Below are 16725 nucleotides of genomic sequence, written 5' to 3' on the forward strand. Positions count from 1 at the left end.
TGAAGTAAAGAATTAATAGCCAGCCAAAATTTAATTCTCCAAAACTCTTTGAACTTTGAAATATTTACTTAGTTTTGCCATCGAAATGAGAAATTTATCTATTATTCCTGCTATTATTATTGCAATTGTGATTATCACACCTGCAACAGGGATGCTATAGAAAAAATATAAAATTATATCTAAAAGCCTCCCGAGAAATCAGGAGGCTTTTTTTATTAGTTAAAACAAAATGACAACACATACAAACATTATTATTATCAGCATTATTATTCGCTCCCTAGAGTGAGGATTGCTGGTATCTATAATACTAAGCCTTTCTCACTCACCTGAGGAAGGCTTTTTTTGTTTAAAAACTTAAGAAAACATTGAATTAAATTTTAATTATAAAACGTAAACATGAAAAAAAGACTTTTAATCAGCTTATTCTCCTGCCTTCCCTTACTCGGAACGGCACAAGTATTCCAAGAAAACTTTGATGGCGATGGACCTGGAATCGATGCTTGGACTGTATTGGACTTAGATGGAAATACCGTTGCTCCTCCTGTGAGTGAAATTACAGACGCTTGGGTGGCTATCGACCGTGGAGGGCCTGCTCCAAATTATGGTGGTCCAGATGGAGATTTTGCCGCAGCGAGCACATCATTTTATATTCCGGATGGTATCGCTAATGATTGGCTTATCTCTCCAGAGTTCACAGTAACTGGTGAGTCACCTTATTTAGTATGGGATGCCAAAGGTACCGATCCTAGATTTTTAGATGGTTATAAAGTAATGCTTGCGCCATCAGCTGGTGATTCTCCAGAGGATTTTAGCGTAGAATTATTTAGTACTGAAGCTGAAAATTTTGACTGGACAACAAGACATGTAGATCTTTCTGCATATCTAGATCAAACTGTAAGAATAGCTTTTGTAAACAATAGTGAAAACAAATTTGTTCTACTTATAGATAATATTTTAGTCGACGAATATACTCCTGCCCCAGTGCCTGACTGTACTTCACTTAACCTTCCAGTGGATGGTGCGACTGAGGTTGAGTTTACAGAAGGTGTGTTATTTAGCTGGGAACCAGTTGGCGATACTGAAGGAATCGAATATGACTTTTATTTGGACATGCATCCTAACCCTACCACTTTAATCGGTACAACCAGCGAAACATCGGTAACGGTATCTGGAATCACACATGGAGGAACAACGCATTATTGGAAAGTTGTCCCAAAGAACACAAGTGGAGAAGCTAGCGATTGTAATGAATTTTATTTTACCACCATTGAAATGAATGTTGCACCATATTGTGGTCCTTTAAACTTCTCATTCAATGTCGAGCCGATAAGCTATGTAAGTTTTGGTGGCATGACAAATGAATCAGATGCTGCTTTGAACAACTCTCCAGCACACGAAGTATTCTTAGATCAAGTTGCCAATGTATCTCCTGGCACTACTGAGACAATTGTTATCAAAGGAAATACAAATGGTCCTTGGGAGAATTCTTTAATGGTGTTTATCGACTGGAATCAAGATGGAGATTTTGATGACGAAAATGAAACCTATACGATACCTACACCTTTAGCCGGATCTGATGGATTAGACGATGTTCAAGTATCCTATGATATAGAGGTTCCTTCTGATGCATTGCTAGGAAACACCCGTATGAGAGTTAAAAAGAACTTTGGCCCACAGAATTTAGAAAATCCTTGCGTAGGTGGAAGTTTCGGACAAGCAGAAGATTATACTGTAAACGTAGGAAGCCTATCTGTTCATGATGTTGATTTATTGGAATTTAGCTACTATCCAAACCCAGTTAAAAATGTTTTAACCTTTAAAACAAATCAATCTCTTAATGAGGTAAGTGTTTATGATGCTATGGGTAAATTCTTAATGAACAAGAAGTTTACTAACTCAGAATATCAATTAAATTTATCTCACCTACCTACAGGCGTTTACACCCTTGTAGCTAGTTTAGAAGACAAAACAAAAACCTTTAAAGTTGTAAAAAAATAATTTAAAAACTTAGAACAAACACACATCATGACAACTTTCACTAACATTATTATCAGCATTATTATTATTCGCTCCCCCGAGTGAGGAATGCTGCTATACCTATATCTAAGCCTTTCTCATTCATTTGAGAAAGGCTTTTTTTTTAACCAAAATTCAAAATTTAATAATCACATACCATGTACTACAACGACAACACATTAATCTATCTCGACGGAGAATTTGTTAAAGCCAATGAAGCTTCCACAGATTTATACAGTCAAACGCTTCACTACGGATACGGCGTTTTTGAAGGAATTCGCGCCTATGCTACAGAGGACGGAACTCAAGTTTTTAAATCTCATGAGCATTACGAACGCTTGAAAAAATCAGCAGAGCTTATTCAAATTCCATTCGAGTATGATGTGCAAGCATTAGTGGATGCTACGGATGAATTGCTGCGTAGAAATAAGCTAACGGATGCCTATGTTCGTCCTTTGGTGTTCTGTGATCCCAACATGACACTAGCGCGACCAAACAATGTTTCTATCATGATCTGCGCTTGGGAATGGGGCGCTTATTTGGGCGACAAACAATTGCGTTTAACGGTTTCCTCTTATTGCCGACCACACCCCCGTTCTATCAAAATCGAAGCTAAAGTTTGCGGACATTATGTGAATTCAATTCTTGCTACAAATGAAGCCAAAGATAAAGGCTATGACGAAGCCTTGCTTTTGGATAGCGATGGCTTCTTGGCAGAAGGTCCGGGCGCTAATTTATTCTTCGAAAAAGATGGTGTTTTATTCACGCCGCAATTGGGAAATATCCTTCCCGGAATTACGCGCGCAACTGTGTTAGAATTAGCCGAAGAACTTGGGTTGGAGGTTCAGCAAGGCTTATTTAAGCCGAATGAATTATTTGAAGCAGATAGTGCTTTCTACTGTGGAACAGCCGCTGAAGTCATTGGAATTGCTTCGGTTGATGAAACTGTATTTCCAAAAGCTTGGAAAGATTCATTAGGAAGAAAATTACAAGATGCTTACTCAAAAAGAGTGAGAGAAACTTCAAACGTATTGAGCAAAAATTAATCATGAAAACTTTAAATAAATACAGTAAAACAATCACGCAAAACGAATCTCAACCTGCTGCACAAGCTATGCTTTACGGTATAGGCTTGACGGAAGAAGACATGCAAAAAGCACAAGTCGGGATTGTGAGTACAGGTTACGAAGGAAATACCTGCAATATGCACTTGAACGACTTGGCGAAAGAAGTCAAAACAGGAGTCCAAAATGAAAATCTTGTTGGATTAATTTTCAACACAATTGGCGTAAGTGATGGGATTTCCAACGGAACAGATGGAATGCGATTTTCATTGGTTTCCCGTGATGTTATTGCTGATTCAATCGAAACGGTGGTTAGCGCACAATGGTACGACGCAGTTTTAGCCGTAGTGGGTTGTGATAAAAACATGCCTGGTTCTATCATCGCCATGGGCAGATTAAATCGTCCTGCTATCATGATTTACGGTGGAAGCATTCATTCAGGAAAATGGAAAGGTGAATCTTTGAATATCGTTTCGGCATTTGAAGCCTTGGGCAAGAAGTTCAACAACACGATAAGTCCGGAGGATTTCAAAGACGTCATCAAAAATGCCTGTCCTGGTGCAGGTGCTTGTGGCGGAATGTACACTGCCAACACGATGGCTTCTGCCATTGAAGCTCTGGGAATGAGTTTGCCTTACAGTTCTTCAAATCCTGCTTTGAGCGCTGAGAAAAATCAAGAATGTTTAGCTGCTGGAAAGGCGATACGCGTATTACTTGAAAAAGATATCAAACCCAAAGACATCATGACCAAAAAGGCATTTGAAAATGCAATTACCATGGTTACTGTTTTGGGTGGTTCTACCAATGCGGTCTTGCACTTAATCGCGATGGCGCATGCTGTAGACATCGAGTTAACATTAGAAGATTTCCAGAAAATCAGCGATAAAGTTCCTGTTTTAGCCGATTTAAAACCAAGCGGTAAATACTTGATGGAGGATTTACATGCTGTTGGTGGAGTTCCTGCAGTGATGAAATACTTACTCGCCAACAACTTGCTTCACGGTGATTGTTTAACCGTAACAGGAAAAACAGTTGCCGATAATTTAGCTGAAGTTCCAGCTTTAACGGCAGGTCAGGAAGTGTTTTTCTCCTTGGATTCTCCTGTTAAAGAAACGGGGCATTTACAAATCCTTTTTGGGAATTTGTCACCCAATGGAAGTGTGGCGAAAATCAGTGGAAACGAAGGTGAATATTTTGAAGGTTCTGCAAAAGTTTACAACGATGAATACGCAGCAATTGATGGAATAAAAAGCGGCGAAGTGAAATCAGGAGATGTGGTGGTGATTCGCTACTGTGGACCGAAAGGAGGTCCTGGAATGCCAGAAATGCTCAAGCCAACTTCTGCTATCATGGGCGCTGGTCTTGGGAAAAGTGTTGCGCTTATTACCGATGGAAGATTCTCAGGTGGAACGCATGGATTTGTGGTGGGGCACATCACTCCTGAGGCTTATGACGGAGGAACAATTGCTCTTGTTGAAAATGGTGATACGATTAAAATTGACGCGAAGCACAATACCATAGATTTAAAAGTGAGTGACGTGGAATTAGCAAAGCGAAAGTTGAATTGGAAGCGACCGGAGCTTAAAGCGAAAAAGGGAGTGCTGTATAAATATGCAAAGTGTGTTTCGTGCGCATCTACAGGTTGTGTAACAGATAAATAATGAAAGAAATGACAACAACAAAAACAACAGGCGCTCAAGCGGTAATGAAATCATTGGTCGCAGAACAAGTCGATACGATATTTGGATATCCCGGAGGAGCAATTATGCCAATTTATGATGCTTTATACGACTATGAAGATGCGGTAAAACACATTTTAGTTCGTCATGAACAAGGCGCAACACATGCTGCTCAGGGTTATGCGCGAACATCAGGGAAAACGGGAGTAGTTTTCGCCACTTCTGGACCGGGAGCAACGAATTTAATTACAGGTTTGGCGGATGCCATGATCGATTCAACACCTTTGGTTTGCATCACAGGACAGGTGGATTCAAAACTGTTGGGAACGGATGCTTTCCAAGAAACAGATGTGGTGGGAATTTCTATGCCGATTACAAAATGGAATACCCAAGTAACCAAAGCAGAAGATATTCCAGCGGCGATTGCAAAGGCGTTTTATATTGCGAAATCTGGTCGTCCAGGACCTGTTTTAATCGACATTACCAAGGATGCTCAGTTTGGTGAAATGGAATTTCAGTACGAAAAATGTACGACCATCCGCAGTTATCGTCCGAAACCAAAATTGAATTCTGCATTAGTTGAAGAAGCTGCCAATTTAATCAATGGAGCGAAAAAACCGTATTTATTGATCGGTCAAGGCATCATGCTTTCGAATGCAGAACAAGAACTTTTAAAATTCGTTGAAAAATCTGGAATTCCAGTGGCTTCTACTCTTTTAGGATTGGGTGCTTTCCCAAATCATCATCCTTTATATGCTGGTTATTTAGGAATGCACGGAGATTATGCTGCGAATATCAAAACCAACGAATGTGATGTGCTGATTGCCATCGGAATGCGCTTCGATGATAGGGTAACGGGTGATGTTTCTCGTTATGCCAAACAAGCAAAAGTGATTCATATAGATATAGATGCTGCAGAGCTGAATAAAATTGTTCAAACAGAAGTTGGAATTCATGCAGATGCCAAAGAAGTATTGACTGTTTTAACAGAATTGGTTCACCCAAAAGAACATACGGCTTGGTTACAGGAATTCAGAGATCTTAAGAAAGTTGAGGTTGAAACTTTGCAAAAAAGTACAGACGAATCACTCAGCGATGAAATAAAAATGGAAGAAGTGATTAAGGTGCTTTCTGAAATCACCAAGGGAGAAGCGGTTGTTGTTACCGATGTTGGTCAGCACCAAATGTTGACTGCGCGTTATTACGAATACAATAAAACGAAGAGCAACATTACTTCTGGAGGATTAGGAACGATGGGATTCGCACTTCCTGCGGCGATTGGAGCGAAGTTCGGTGCGCCTAAAAAACCCGTAATTGCTATTATCGGAGATGGCGGATTTCAAATGACTTTACAGGAATTGGGCACGATTTTACAAAGTGAAGTGGATGTGAAAATCGTCATTCTGAACAATCGATTCCTTGGAATGGTGAGACAATGGCAGCAACTATTTTTTGAAAAACGCTATTCTTTCACCCATATGGTCAGCCCAAATTTCACTGCGTTGGCTCAGGCCTACTCTATCAGCGCTAAAAAAGTGGAAGCTCGTGAGGATTTGAAAGAGAATTTATTAAAAATGTTGAATCACAATGGTCCTTATTTACTGGAAGTCATGGTGGCAAAGGAGGAAAACGTTTTCCCTATGATTTGCACTGGCGCTTCGGTTTCAGAAGTACGATTAAACTAATAAAAAATGGAAAAAACATATACTGTTTCGGTTTTTACAGAAAATAGCATTGGAATGATGAATCGTGTGACGATTGTTTTCACGCGTAGACATTTAAACATTGACAGTATTACGGCTTCTGAATCTGAAGTTCCTGGCGTATTTCGCTACACAATTGTTTTAAGAACAACTCGCCAACAGGTAGATAAGGTGGTAGGTCAGCTGGAAAAAGTAATCGATGTAATCAAGGCTTTTGTTCATGAAGAAAATGACATCGTTCATCAAGAAATTGCTTTGTATAAGATTAGGACAGAAACATTAACGAATGGCGATGTCGAAAAAGTGATTCGTGAACATCATGCGCGAGTGTTAACAGTTGATCCTCAATTTATGGTCATCGAAAAAACAGGACATGTTGAAGAAACGCAATTGCTTTTCGAAAAGCTCAGACCGTATGGAGTGCTCGAATTCGCAAGATCTGGAAGGGTGGCAGTAACGAAACCGATGAAGGAGTTGAGTACGTACTTGGAGGAGATTTAATTACGAATTAACAAAAAAAAGAATTAACGAATTAACAAAAATAAATTAAACAATAAAAAATGGCAACAATAAATTTTGGAGGCGTATTAGAAAACGTAGTAAAGCGCGATGAATTTCCGTTGGGAAAAGCGCAAGAAGTATTAAAAAATGAAACCGTAGCTGTAATCGGTTATGGAGTTCAAGGACCTGGACAGGCGCTCAATTTAAGAGACAATGGTGTGAATGTCATTGTGGGTCAACGCAAAGGAACTGGAAGTTGGAAAAAAGCTTTGGCAGATGGTTGGGAGGAAGGAAAAACACTTTTCGAAGTGGAGGAAGCTTGTGAAAAAGCAACTGTAGTGATGAATTTACTTTCTGATGCGGGTCAAATTCAAGCTTGGGAAGGAATGAAAAAACACTTAACCAAAGGGAAAACGCTTTATTTCTCTCATGGATTTGGAGTAACCTTCCACGAAAAAACAGGAATTGTTCCTCCTACGGATATCGATATTGTTTTAGTTGCACCGAAAGGCTCGGGAACTTCGCTCAGAAGTTTATTCTTGAGTGGTCAAGGTTTGAACTCTAGTTATGCCGTTTTTCAAGACGCAACAGGAAAAGCAAAAGAACGCGCTTTGGCTTTGGGTATCGCCATTGGTTCGGGATATTTATTCGAAACAACGTTCCAAAAAGAAGTGTACAGTGATTTAACAGGAGAACGTGGTGTTTTAATGGGCGCTGTAGCAGGAATATTTGAAGCACAATTCAATGTTTTACGTCAACGTGGACATTCGCCAAGTGAAGCATTTAACGAAACTGTGGAAGAATTCACACAAAGTTTAATGCCACTGATCGCGGAAAACGGAATGGATTGGATGTTTGCCAATTGTTCAACCACTGCACAACGTGGAGCATTGGATTGGAAAGGAAAATTCCGAGACGCAACAGAACCTGTTTTGAATGAACTATACGACAGTGTGGTTTCAGGAAAAGAAGCGGAAATCGTAATCGAAGCGAATAGTAAACCCGACTACCGAATGAAATTAGAAGAAGAACTTAACGAAATGCACAACAGTGAATTATGGCAAACTGGATTGGAAGTACGAAAATTAAGACCCACGAAATAATGGAATTATTAGGTAAAGTTTACGAAGCCAGAGAACGTATAAAAAACGTTGCACTGCATACACCTTTGATGAAAAATGAAAACTTGAGCGAGGAATTCTTCGCTCAAGTTCACCTGAAACGGGAAGATTTACAACCTGTTCGTTCCTATAAATTAAGAGGGGCATACAACAAAATTGTTTCTCTAACTGACCAAGAAAAAACCAAAGGTGTTGTATGCGCAAGTGCCGGAAATCATGCTCAAGGAGTTGCGTATGCCTGTTATAAATTAAACATCAAAGCAACGATTTTCATGCCGGTGACCACTCCTCCACAAAAGACAAAACAAGTCAAGCTCTTCGGAAAAGACAAAGTTGAAGTGATTTTAAAAGGCGACACTTTTGATGAAGCTTATGAAGAAGCCATGCTATTTTGCAAAGCATCCAAAGCAATTTTCATTCATCCCTTCGACGATGAAAAAGTCATGGCTGGACAAGGAACTATCGCTTTGGAATTATTGGAAGACAGCTCCTCTCCTATTGATTATTTATTTGTTCCCATTGGTGGCGGTGGTTTAGCCGCTGGCGTAAGTTCGGTGTTTAAAAAACTGAGTCCGCATACGAAAATCATTGGTGTTGAACCTGAAGGTGCACCATCCATGAAGAATTCGATTCAAAAAGGAGTCAACACAACTTTAGAAGACATTGATAAATTTGTTGATGGCGCTTCGGTGAAGCGTGTGGGAGAAAAAACTTTTGAAATCTGCAAAAACAACTTGGAGGACATTATCCTTGTTCCCGAAGGTAAAATTTGTACCACGATTTTACGTTTGTACAATGAAGAAGCCATTGTCGTAGAACCTGCTGGAGCATTAACCATTGCTGCACTCGACTTTTACAAAGATCAAATCAAAGGAAAAAACGTAGTTTGTGTGATAAGTGGCAGCAACAACGACATCACCCGTACGGAAGAAATCAAGGAACGTTCTTTATTGTATGAAGGATTGAAGCATTATTTCCTCTTGAATTTCCCCCAACGTCCGGGAGCATTAAAGGAATTCGTCAACGATATTTTAGGTCCAAACGACGACATCGCTTATTTCCAATATTCAAAAAAGAACAACCGAGAAACCGGTCCTGTGGTGGTTGGAATTGAGTTGCAAAACAAAGCCGATTTATCTGGAATTGAAGCCAATTTAAAGGCCAAAAAATTTACCTATCAGTATTTGAATGGGAATAGGGATTTGTTTACGCATTTGATTGGTTAATCATTAAAACATAAAAGGAAAGACAGCAAGGATAGATATTCTCTTTGGTTGGTGAAATTACTTAATGATTTGAGAGCATTTAATTTAACCTACAAACCGACAATCTGTTTATTTGAAGGAATAAATAGTCAACAATACAATGCCAGTAGTGTATTTAGAATTGAGAGAAATATGGGTAAAAAGCTGGTATAAAGTGTAAGGTTTCTCCAGATACTTTGAGACATAGTCTTGATACGCACTTAATGCAGTAAGGTGCAATCAATATATATAGAGCGCATTAGGGCACTACAGTAGCAAAACAACCGAAGTTTCTACTAAAGTATTAAGTATTAGCAACAAAACCTTAAAAAGTCGATAGGATAATTTAGTTGAAAATTCTATATTTGGTGAAGCGAAGAACTAGTGGTTTTGTCGTACAAGGTGAATATAATAGCCATAATTCCATTAAAACTTCGTTTATAACTATGTTAGCCACCATTTGAAAAAAACAACATTCTACATATCATTCATAATTCTGATTTTGAATTTCAGTTGTAAAACGGACAACAAGCTCGATTTGAAAAAATTAGAGAAATTGGACGCTCAAAAAACGACGGAATTAATAACGCAGATTTTAAAAGAAGAAAGCAAGGGATATTTAATGTCAAGTTGTATTACAGAAAAACCAAGAGCAGTTTCGCATCCAATGGTTTCGGATTTTAATGACTATGTCAAGGATAATTTGAATATAAAAGATACCATCCATTTAAAATTTCAATCAAGACTATACAAGAATTTTAAAATCACAGCGGATTTAGTTCCTAACAAAAATATTTTAACCCAAAAACAATTTGAGGAATTTGAACAAAAGTCGGAAAATGGTGGATTTCGATTTTGGGATTGGCTTGACACGAATTGTGACAATGGATATTGCTCAATAAGCAAACCAATATTTAATGAAACATTCGATTTAGCATATGTGCAAATCGGAACTGTTTGCGGAGGATTATGTGGTGGCGGAGAAGAAAGAATTTACGAACTTGTCAACGGAAAATGGATTGAAAAAGAAAGCCTCGGAAGTTGGGTAAGCTGAACGAAAAAACGGTGGCTAACAATGTGTATAAGCAATGGCTTGTTCTCGCCTACTTGGAAAATCCTGCGGATTTTCCAATGTTACGTGAGTGTTTGCAATTGTCCGTGACGAACCACGCCACTGCTCATACACGAAACGTTACCCAACATTAAAAAAAAGAACAAACTATGAAAGCATTTTTTTTTCATTGTCCTAATCACAGGACTGCTATTTAGTCAAAATTTATTTGCAGATTCACCTTTGACTTCAACTAATATTAGCGAAGCTTATAAAGATTCAGAGATTATCCAGTTAGCTTCTAAAACTGGAGGCAGTTTAACAATTGAACTGATGAATTACTTAACTGATACCAAAAACCCAATTGAAATGAAAATAGCTTTAATAAATGCGCTAGGCTGGGATATTGATGGAAAAAACAATTCAACCCAATTTTATGAATATTTAAAAGTAAAAAACAATCTAAAAGATATAAATGAAGCTAGTGCTGAAATCCTAATTTGTTATGCATATTTAAAAGCAATGGACAATTACTTTGATGTCGATGATGCCATAAAATATGCACAAAAAGCAAAATCAAAAAATTATAAGAATAGTTATACAATAAACATAATTTGCGTTCTTATAGAAGACCAAAAAGCAATGGATTCTGATTGGTGTGAAGTTTATAAATTAACAAATAACGTTCGAGTAAATAATTTGCTCAATAAAGATATGAAAGAAGATGCAATAAATATTATTTTTGGATATATGGATTTATACAAAGATAATTGTAAATAATAACGTTTTCTAACACTTTGTATTAATAGTGATAGAAATAGCGCTAAATATCAAGGGGTCTAAGCTACTCAAATTACATAACGGTTTAGTAGGGAAGCGCCACACAATCTGCAACCAAATATAAAATATATCGTAAGCTGTATGCTTCAGAAAAAACAATAACGAATGAAACTGTCCGAAAAGAATAAACATATTTTAAAAACATTACTTGTTCTTTCATCATCAAGTATTTATTTCTTTTTGGCTTATATTGGTTATGAAAATTCACATATAAATTTAAACCAAATAGATTCCGAAATTGGAATTGTTGATGAAGTTGGAATAACTCAAAGAATCGGAACTAAAGGTGAAAGATCAAAAGTATTTTTCATACAATTAGATAATATTGAAAAAAAACTTGGTGTATATAGAAAGTCAAAAAATTACTCCGAATTAATTAATAATATCAAACCAGAAGATGAAATTAAAGTTTATTACAAAGCAAAAAGTAACAAAAGAGAAAATGTAAATCTTGATCTGGTCCAAATTGAAAAAAACGGAAAAATAATATTACCAAAAAATGAATTTGAGAATAAACAAAGTTTTCTAATTTACATTGGATTATTTTTTGGTATCGGAACGATAATTTTTTCGTATTTGTATTACTTTAATTCGCAACCTCGCCAAGCGCCGGAACGTAACCAATTTGAGAAACTAAATGAGTCCTGAAGTACCAATCATAGTCATTATAATAGCAACTCCTACATTTTTTATTTTACGTTTGATATTAAAGCGATTTATAAAAAATAAGAAAACCAGAAATTGGACTTCAATTTTCGGAACAATAATTATTGCACCGATATTATACATCGGACTTGTAATGGCTTTCTTTAGTTATTTATTTTACGAACCTCAATATGATTTTGAAAAAGATAGGTGGTTTGCTGACAAAAACACAAGATTTGAAATGCGAGACGATTTAGTAAATAGTGGAATTTTAAAAGGAAAATCTAAAAGTGAAGTTATTGAACTGATTGGAAATTCGGAAAGCGCTGATTCAACTGATATTTGGACTTATGACTTGGGAACATCTGGAGCTGGATTTGGTTGGCAATTTAATAGTTTGATATTAACCTTTGAAAACAGAAAAGTTTCTGACGTTAAAAAACAAGAAATAGTTGATTAAAAAACTGATTACAACACCTTGTATAAATAATGGCTGGTTCTCGCCTACTTGCGAATCCCGAAAGCTTTCGGGACGCAGATTTTTGCTGCGCACAGTTCGCACTTCGTGCTCGTGTCTATTCGGTTTTTATTTACTAAATTAGGTGCTTAAACACGCCTCTTCCCATACACGAAGCCTGGATACAAAAACACGAAATCAAAAATTCACAATAGAGAATAATGAAAAAATTCATCGGAATTTTAATTTTTACCTTGATTTTAACTTCTTGTAGCGATAAAGTTGTTGCGGTCTTTGAAATTATGAACAACACGGAATTTAATATAGATTCTCTGAAAATAGAACCAAACATTAGTGATGTAGGAAAATACATTTCACTAAAAAAAGGAGAAAAAGCCGTATATAAATCTGATATGACGACTATCGCAAAAACTGACGGAGCTTACCAAATATCATTTTTAGTAAACGGAATCAATAAAACGCAAGTTTTTGGTTATTATACAAATGGATATCCTTTAGAAAGGATAACGAAAATAAATATCGAAAAGGACACGATACTGATTGACCAAGTTTTTGAAAAAGATTAAAAACCAATGCACAACAAAGAACTCTACTATAAACTAAACATTTTCTTCATAAAATTTTGACAAAACTTTCTTGGCTTTGCTTATCTGGAAAAACCTATTTGATTTCCTAGAGGAGTTTTGTACTTTTAATGGTTCGAGCCGAAACATATAATAATTCATACACATAACGTTAGCGACAAGCTAAAATGACGGACGAACAGATAAAATATTCGATTGAAACAGGTGAAATGAAACTTGAAAATTGGGACAAATTCACCCATTATGGAATAGTCTGTTTTCTATTCTTCATTCCAGCTTTGTTCATCTTCTTTCATGTACGAGACTATTTTCAAGGGATACCGAGACCTTTTCGAGATGCAGAAATATGGTTTATAATTGTTACATCAATACTTGGACTTTTGTTTTATCGACTTCAAAGGAATCGATTAAAATTCAAATCAATTGTTACTAAATTGACTCGTGAAGAAATCGACCCAATAATTGAGAAAGTCGCTAACGAACTTGAATGGACTCCATATGTAGTAGACAAAAAGATCATTATCGCTAAGACCCACCCAAGTTTCTTTTCAGGAAGTTGGGGCGAACAAATAACAATCTTGTTCGATAAGGATAAAATCTTGGTTAATAGTATTTGTGACCCAGACAAGAGAAGTTCTGTAGTATCAATGGGACGTAACAAACAGAATATGAATAGAATAATTGAAGAAATAAAAAAAGCCAGTAACTAATATCGGATATAGCAAATGCGGATTTGCTGCTTAAAAATGAGGAAATTAGAACTAAACAAAATCACGGTAGGAGGACTAGAAAGAGATTTCAAAATCCCAAACTTTGAGTACCCAAACCATTGTATTAAAAGAACCAAAACCTGAATTAAACATTTACATCTCGACCACCCATAAGAATTTCATTTGATTGAGTGTAATTGAATGAAACTGAATAATAAAAGAATAAAATTATATGGACACAATATTTTGGATATGCGTAAAAATAATGCAAGTAATGAGTGACTTTTTAGGAATCACCTACCAACAATTAAATGTTATATTATTTGTCATAATTCATCCATTAATCACGATTATATTATTTCTAAAATACATGAAGTATAAACATCGCTGGAAAAAGAGTCTTGCTAGAGATAAAGTTAACAGCTAATGTCGTCTTCAGTGTATTGTTATTGATGATCTTTTCACGAATTCTAATGAGTAATATAAGCAGATTTTCTATCTGTGATTTATTTGTTAAATTTAGCACTAAACGTCTCTAATAAACATACATATGCGTAACCAATAATTTGAAACAAACTCTAATTAAAATTTAATCGAATGAAAATAAAATTTTTACTAATAGGAATCGGATTATTTACACTTTCTGGATGTGGAGCATTTATGAACAAAAACATGAATCCCTACTATTTTGGAATGAAAACTATTGATCCACAAGTTTACAAAAAAAGCAAAAACGTGAAATTGTATAAATACAAAGAAAGTAGTGTCAAGTATTTATTAAAACAAGGATATGTAGTTAAGGCAACATCCGCTTTTAGAGAAAGAAACGTCCATTTATCTTGGGCTGAATTGGCGGCAAAACAAATGGGAGCCACCGTAATGTTAGCTGACAGAGAGTATGTTGGCACCGTATCTGGAAGAAGAAAATTAGCTTGGACAGTTCCTGGAGACACTTACAGAATTACATCAAAGACTAATGGGGTTGTCACAAATACAACGATTCAAGGCCCGGACAAGTTGCAGGTTACAGCAGTTCCATATCAAAATCATTATTATGACCAATATGCTGTTTTTATGGTAAAAAAATATTATTGGACAATTTCTGATGTGCCTTATTATAGTGATAAAAAACTTCAAAATATTGCTGGTTACATTAATGCAGGCGAATGGTTTATACTTTCCGAAAAAAAAGGTAAATACCGCAAATTGATTTATAATAACAAATTCGTTTATATTGACAAGAAAGTTCAAATTTTCTAAAAAACACTATTGTAAGAATATGGAATATTTTAAAATTTATGGTTTAAAAAAAACTTATTACGATATTAAAAACGAAACCAATTCTGACTCTAAATTGAAAAAATGCATATTTCCAAGCATTTTCAAATTCAAGTTAGGTAAATAACGGCTATTTAGTTGCGTTTGAATTTAGCGACAATTTATCGGACGAATTGAAGCGACTTAATCAATCATTTGGAATTGGAATTATTAAATCGAATTCAAATCCTTGTCAAAACAAAATTTTATTTCCAGCAAATTATCGGAATTTAGATTTAAAAACAATCGATAAACTTTGTAAAATACCATAAAGAAATTGAACAATTCATTGAATATACAGACATATTAATGACTGCTCATGAGCAATATTACAAATCCAAAGAAAAGAAAAGATACTAGATGAGTTCTAAGGAGATTATTTAGAAAATGCTACTGAAATTGAGAAATATTGTAAAAAACAAAATATATTAAATGGAGAATAATGCATTAGCCATTACTTGGATATAAGCAAAGGTTTGCTCTCGCATTATTCTGAAAATCCTATTGGTTTTTCTGTTTGGTGAATAGTTGCAAAGTTAACTGCTTATCCCAGCAACAAACCATACCCAATCCATTGTATTTAATTAAAAGAACCAAAACCTGAATTAAACATTTACATCTCGACCACCCATAAGAAATTCATTTGATTGAGTGTAATTGAATGAAACTGAATAATAAAAGAATAAATTTATATGGACACAATATTTTGGATATGCGTAAAAATAATGCAAGTTATGAGTGACTTTTTAGGAATCACCTACCAACAATTAAATGTTATATTATTTGTCATAATTCATCCATTAATTACGATTATATTATTTCTAAAATACATGAAGTATAAACATCGTTGGAAAAAGAGTCTTGCTAAAGATAAAGTTAGCAACTAATGTCGTTTACAGTTTATTGTTATTGATGATCTTTTCACGAATTCTGATTGCATTCAACCTGAAGAAATTCGCTCCTCTATTTAACTTAGCTCCTATCTGTTAGATTATTTTTATTAATTTAGTTACTTTATCACACAGCTCTCGTTCTAAGCAATGTAGACAGTAAAAACTTTTAAACATGATGAAAAGTTTACTACAAATTTTATTGATAATTATATTATCTGGATGTTCCTCCTCCAATAATGTAAAAAGTATAGAAAGTAACTCACCTAATAGCTGGATTAACCAAGAAGCACCTAGCTATACAATAGAAAACTCGGATGGTTCAAAATCTAAGATTAAGAGCCATTTTATAAGTACCTTAAACGTAGATGATTATGAAACTCTTAAAAATCACTTGAACCATATTTATGATAATAAGATAGACTTTGGTGAGCATATAATTATCAATTTCATAGACAATGACCCCAAAAAACATATAGATTCTTATCAAGTTCCTTGGGATATATTTTATGGAAACATCAAAAAAGATTTAGCGAAACTAGGAAAGTTAAACCATTTTTGGATCATCAACCCTAGAGTCAGAAACTTAAACTATTATCATGATGATAAAATTCAATGGATTCAAGATAAAGATGATGTTTTAAGAAAATTGTTTTTCGAATATAATGGTTTGAATGGTGGTTTTGTGATAATTAAACCCAATGCTAATTATTTTATTAAGGTTGGTGAATATAGAAAATCTGATATTTTAGAAGCCTTTAAAGAGTTTAAATAAATACTAGATAGAAAAATTACTTCTCACAAATCACATGACTTATAAAGTTTTAGTTTCTATTCATTATATAATATGCTAAAGTCAGGTAACAAAGACATAATGAAGAG

General features: G+C 35.4%; 15 protein-coding genes. All 15 read left to right on the plus strand.

The annotated features are described in order from the left end of the window. Positions 1 to 396 precede the first annotated feature (396 nt). The 15 genes from NLM59_RS01770 to NLM59_RS01840 all read left to right on the plus strand — a co-directional run bounded on the left by NLM59_RS01770 (position 397) and on the right by NLM59_RS01840 (position 16618). The gene (locus NLM59_RS01770; protein WP_304416020.1) at positions 397 to 1998 is read left to right on the plus strand and encodes a T9SS-dependent choice-of-anchor J family protein; all 1602 of its coding nucleotides are present in this window, start codon (positions 397 to 399) and stop codon (positions 1996 to 1998) included. A gap of 176 nt (positions 1999 to 2174) precedes the next feature. Further along, on the plus strand, positions 2175 to 3062 hold the full coding sequence (locus tag NLM59_RS01775) for a branched-chain amino acid transaminase (RefSeq protein ID WP_304416021.1): 888 nt from the start codon (positions 2175 to 2177) through the stop codon (positions 3060 to 3062). 2 nt (positions 3063 to 3064) lie between these two features. Further along, the gene (gene ilvD / locus NLM59_RS01780; protein WP_304416022.1) at positions 3065 to 4741 is read left to right on the plus strand and encodes a dihydroxy-acid dehydratase; all 1677 of its coding nucleotides are present in this window, start codon (positions 3065 to 3067) and stop codon (positions 4739 to 4741) included. An 8-nt stretch (positions 4742 to 4749) separates the two neighbouring features. Then, positions 4750 to 6444, plus strand: a complete 1695-nt coding sequence (gene ilvB / locus NLM59_RS01785) for a biosynthetic-type acetolactate synthase large subunit (protein WP_304416023.1) — start codon at positions 4750 to 4752, stop codon at positions 6442 to 6444. Positions 6445 to 6450: 6 nt separating this feature from the next. Beyond that, entirely contained in the window at positions 6451 to 6963 is a 513-nt protein-coding gene (gene ilvN / locus NLM59_RS01790; protein WP_304416024.1) for an acetolactate synthase small subunit, read from the plus strand. 59 nt (positions 6964 to 7022) lie between these two features. Further along, entirely contained in the window at positions 7023 to 8066 is a 1044-nt protein-coding gene (gene ilvC, locus NLM59_RS01795; protein ID WP_304416025.1) for a ketol-acid reductoisomerase, read from the plus strand. Continuing rightward, positions 8066 to 9310: a threonine ammonia-lyase IlvA gene (gene ilvA, locus NLM59_RS01800; RefSeq protein ID WP_304416117.1), complete on the plus strand. Its 1245-nt coding sequence runs from the start codon at positions 8066 to 8068 to the stop codon at positions 9308 to 9310. Before ilvC ends, ilvA begins: the two co-directional genes overlap by 1 nt. 556 nt (positions 9311 to 9866) lie before the next feature. Then, positions 9867 to 10382, plus strand: coding sequence for a hypothetical protein (locus NLM59_RS01805; protein ID WP_304416026.1), 516 nt, complete (start codon positions 9867 to 9869; stop codon positions 10380 to 10382). A gap of 240 nt (positions 10383 to 10622) precedes the next feature. Next, complete coding sequence (locus tag NLM59_RS01810; RefSeq protein WP_304416027.1) at positions 10623 to 11159, plus strand: hypothetical protein; 537 nt, start codon at positions 10623 to 10625, stop codon at positions 11157 to 11159. 165 nt (positions 11160 to 11324) lie between these two features. Beyond that, on the plus strand, positions 11325 to 11867 hold the full coding sequence (locus NLM59_RS01815) for a hypothetical protein (protein WP_304416028.1): 543 nt from the start codon (positions 11325 to 11327) through the stop codon (positions 11865 to 11867). Then, positions 11857 to 12324, plus strand: coding sequence for a hypothetical protein (locus NLM59_RS01820; RefSeq protein WP_304416029.1), 468 nt, complete (start codon positions 11857 to 11859; stop codon positions 12322 to 12324). The genes NLM59_RS01815 and NLM59_RS01820 overlap by 11 nt, the downstream gene beginning before the upstream one ends. A 218-nt stretch (positions 12325 to 12542) precedes the next feature. Further along, entirely contained in the window at positions 12543 to 12908 is a 366-nt protein-coding gene (locus tag NLM59_RS01825; protein WP_304416030.1) for a hypothetical protein, read from the plus strand. Between the two features lie 185 nt (positions 12909 to 13093). Beyond that, positions 13094 to 13636, plus strand: coding sequence for a hypothetical protein (locus NLM59_RS01830; RefSeq protein ID WP_304416031.1), 543 nt, complete (start codon positions 13094 to 13096; stop codon positions 13634 to 13636). Between the two features lie 597 nt (positions 13637 to 14233). Continuing rightward, positions 14234 to 14896, plus strand: a complete 663-nt coding sequence (locus NLM59_RS01835) for a hypothetical protein (protein ID WP_304416032.1) — start codon at positions 14234 to 14236, stop codon at positions 14894 to 14896. A 1122-nt stretch (positions 14897 to 16018) separates the two neighbouring features. Next, positions 16019 to 16618 carry a hypothetical protein gene (locus NLM59_RS01840; RefSeq protein ID WP_304416033.1) on the plus strand — a complete coding sequence of 200 codons (600 nt, stop codon included), beginning with the start codon at positions 16019 to 16021 and terminating at the stop codon, positions 16616 to 16618. The last annotated feature ends 107 nt before the right edge of the window (positions 16619 to 16725 follow it).

Origin of the sequence: Profundicola chukchiensis (assembly GCF_029664245.1) — a bacterium.
Lineage (GTDB): Bacteria > Bacteroidota > Bacteroidia > Flavobacteriales > Weeksellaceae > Profundicola > Profundicola chukchiensis.

Coding starts and splice junctions, on each gene's coding strand:
- NLM59_RS01770 (WP_304416020.1), top strand. CDS start 397: ATGAAAAAAAGACTTTTAATCAGCTTATTCTCCTGCCTTCCCTTACTC.
- NLM59_RS01775 (WP_304416021.1), top strand. CDS start 2,175: ATGTACTACAACGACAACACATTAATCTATCTCGACGGAGAATTTGTT.
- ilvD (WP_304416022.1), top strand. CDS start 3,065: ATGAAAACTTTAAATAAATACAGTAAAACAATCACGCAAAACGAATCT.
- ilvB (WP_304416023.1), top strand. CDS start 4,750: ATGACAACAACAAAAACAACAGGCGCTCAAGCGGTAATGAAATCATTG.
- ilvN (WP_304416024.1), top strand. CDS start 6,451: ATGGAAAAAACATATACTGTTTCGGTTTTTACAGAAAATAGCATTGGA.
- ilvC (WP_304416025.1), top strand. CDS start 7,023: ATGGCAACAATAAATTTTGGAGGCGTATTAGAAAACGTAGTAAAGCGC.
- ilvA (WP_304416117.1), top strand. CDS start 8,066: ATGGAATTATTAGGTAAAGTTTACGAAGCCAGAGAACGTATAAAAAAC.
- NLM59_RS01815 (WP_304416028.1), top strand. CDS start 11,325: ATGAAACTGTCCGAAAAGAATAAACATATTTTAAAAACATTACTTGTT.
- NLM59_RS01820 (WP_304416029.1), top strand. CDS start 11,857: ATGAGTCCTGAAGTACCAATCATAGTCATTATAATAGCAACTCCTACA.
- NLM59_RS01825 (WP_304416030.1), top strand. CDS start 12,543: ATGAAAAAATTCATCGGAATTTTAATTTTTACCTTGATTTTAACTTCT.
- NLM59_RS01830 (WP_304416031.1), top strand. CDS start 13,094: ATGACGGACGAACAGATAAAATATTCGATTGAAACAGGTGAAATGAAA.
- NLM59_RS01835 (WP_304416032.1), top strand. CDS start 14,234: ATGAAAATAAAATTTTTACTAATAGGAATCGGATTATTTACACTTTCT.
- NLM59_RS01840 (WP_304416033.1), top strand. CDS start 16,019: ATGATGAAAAGTTTACTACAAATTTTATTGATAATTATATTATCTGGA.